At 47.8% G+C, this 2224-nt stretch carries 3 protein-coding genes, 1 tRNA gene and 2 pseudogenes; 2 read left to right on the forward strand and 4 right to left on the reverse strand.

What is annotated here, in order from left to right; translation table 11 throughout:
- Positions 1 to 185, forward strand: a pseudogene (locus T500_RS17210) (hypothetical protein); the annotation flags it as partial.
- A 79-nt stretch (positions 186 to 264) separates the two neighbouring features.
- Positions 265 to 369 carry a smalltalk protein gene (locus tag T500_RS17100; protein ID WP_155267589.1) on the forward strand — a complete coding sequence of 35 codons (105 nt, stop codon included), beginning with the start codon at positions 265 to 267 and terminating at the stop codon, positions 367 to 369.
- A 97-nt stretch (positions 370 to 466) separates the two neighbouring features.
- Here the strand turns inward: T500_RS17100 and rhuM are convergent.
- The 4 genes and pseudogenes from rhuM to T500_RS0114690 all read right to left on the reverse strand — a co-directional run.
- Positions 467 to 820 (reverse strand): annotated as a pseudogene (rhuM, locus tag T500_RS0114675) (RhuM family protein); the annotation flags it as partial.
- A 110-nt stretch (positions 821 to 930) separates the two neighbouring features.
- Positions 931 to 1422, reverse strand: coding sequence for a 3'-5' exonuclease (locus T500_RS0114680; protein ID WP_028908727.1), 492 nt, complete (start codon positions 1420 to 1422; stop codon positions 931 to 933).
- Entirely contained in the window at positions 1423 to 2091 is a 669-nt protein-coding gene (locus tag T500_RS0114685; RefSeq protein WP_028908728.1) for a hypothetical protein, read from the reverse strand.
- Positions 2092 to 2150: 59 nt separating this feature from the next.
- Positions 2151 to 2222, reverse strand: a tRNA-Glu gene (locus T500_RS0114690).
- Positions 2223 to 2224: the final 2 nt, after the last annotated feature.

Consider the following 2224-nt stretch of genomic DNA (forward strand, 5'->3'; position numbering starts at 1 on the left):
TCCTGAAGAAGGCCGAGTTTGTGAACGCCGAGAGTCTGCTGAGCGGCGATGGTGAGAAGACCACCAACGGCGGTGGTAGTAGCAGCCAGAGCGGCAATACCGGCGGCAATACCGGTGGAAACACTGGTGGCAATACCGGAGGCGGCGGCAACAACCCTGGCAGCGGAGGTAGCGATATGAACTAGTGGATGGGGCTACGGCCCCACCACTCTACCATAAACCAAGTATTAACAATGAAACATTAACCATTAAAGATTAACCATTATGACAAAGAAAGAGACGATTAAGTTTATTGTGCAGATGATTGCAAGCATCGCAACTGCGATAGTAACAGCACTGGGAGCTACATCGTGCATGGGCGCTATGTAAAATAGCCAAGGACCTGCACTTGAGGGATTCGTCCCTCATACTGCAGCAGGCTCTATCCTATCACCCTCAGGTTTCAACACGAAGCCTGAGGGTATTTTTATACGTTCTGCTGGTTAATCAGGTTCACTACAACCTTTACCATCACATCCTTTTCCTCTGTCTTGCTTTCTGCAATCATCAGAGTAAGGGCTACAAGGGTGTTATCAGCCAGGCGTTTTGAACCGTCTTCGCGATAGAGATTACTGATAGCACGACCAGCCACCTGCACCAACTGACGCAGTTCTGCAATCTGATCTTTACGGATTCTATCGTTGATGGCATAGCCTTTTACCAAATAGTCTTTTATAATCTTGCGAGCCCAGATACGGAAAGCAGTACCACGTTTGCTATGAACGCGATAACCAACGGAGATAATGACATCGAGACTATAAAACGGTACAGGCTTCTTCACGCCATTAACGTGTAAAAAATGCACGTTATTATTGTCACGCTGCAAAGTTACAAGAAAGGTGCGCCGATGGAGGGCACACCTTGTTAGAATCTTATTTATAAGCGGTAAATTTATAGGATTTCTCTAGCTATCCAGGCGCAGGCTTCGGCATCGGCGAGGGCATGATGGTGGTTTTCGAGCTCATAACCACATAGCTTAGATATGGTATGCAGTTGGTGGTTCTCGGCTTGTGGAAAAGCCTTACGAGAGGCCACACAAGTACAATAGAACTGATAATCCGGATAATCCATCTGATAACAACGAAACACAGCCTTTAGGCAACTCTCATCGAAAGCCTTGTTATGTGCTACAAGTGGGAGCCCCTCAATCATTGGCTCAATCTGCTTCCATACTTCAGGGAAAACAGGTGCCTCCTCTGTATCCTGACGTGTTAGTCCATGCACCTGACTACACCAATAATTATAATAATTGGGCTCTGGCTGAATCAGCGAATAAAAAGAGTCCACAATCTCGCCATCACGTACAATCACGACTCCTACTGAGCAAACACTGGTTCGCTCGTTGTTAGCTGTCTCAAAATCTATTGCTGCAAAATCTTTCATTTATTTCAACATTTTGAAGATCTGTTTGTCGGAGGCTTGGGGGCAGATGGTTTGCATGTGGGCGAAAATACGTTGAAAGGATTCTTCGGGAGTGCGAGAACTCTGGTTAGCATCGCGACCGTAAAGGCGCTCGGGCGTGGTGAGGAGCGACCAGCCCCAGCCGTATTCGCGACCGTGACGGTCGTGAGGATACACAAAATCTTCGGTAACGATACGGGTGGCCATCTGCAGACGGGTAACATAGCCATCGAACTTACTACGCATCTTAGGACCTGTAAAGCCACACTGGGCACGCAGCTCGCGGGTAATCAGACTACCTTCCTGCTCGAGGGTAAAGAGAATAGCTTCATCAATACTACCCTCCTGGGGCGCAGGATACTTGCTACGGCGGTAGTTACAGAAATCGGGCCACCACTCACGGCTGACGAAGCCTGCCTTGCCGGCAAAGAACTTACCATACACATGATGCCCCTCGGTGATGATGCTGCCCTTCCACTTCCACAGCGGCCAATCCCAACCACCATCGCTGAACACTACATAACGACAATCGTCAGCTACAATCTCTTCGGCCGAGAAACCACGAATACCACTATCGAGCAAAGGCAAAAAGCCAATGCTATTAATCAACTCAGTAAGCTGCGCGCTGTTATGTACGTCGGGAAACATCATACGATCTTTAGTTTTAGGGAATGAAAAAAGCTCCCGTAAAAACGGAAGCTCATGTTTTGTAGTCGATAGGGGAATCGAACCCCTATGCCAAGATTGAGAATCTTGTATCCTAACCATTAGATGAATCGACCAA

It is taken from the genome of Xylanibacter ruminicola Ga6B6 (assembly GCF_000687715.1).
GTDB classification, from domain to species: Bacteria; Bacteroidota; Bacteroidia; order Bacteroidales; family Bacteroidaceae; genus Prevotella; species Prevotella ruminicola_B.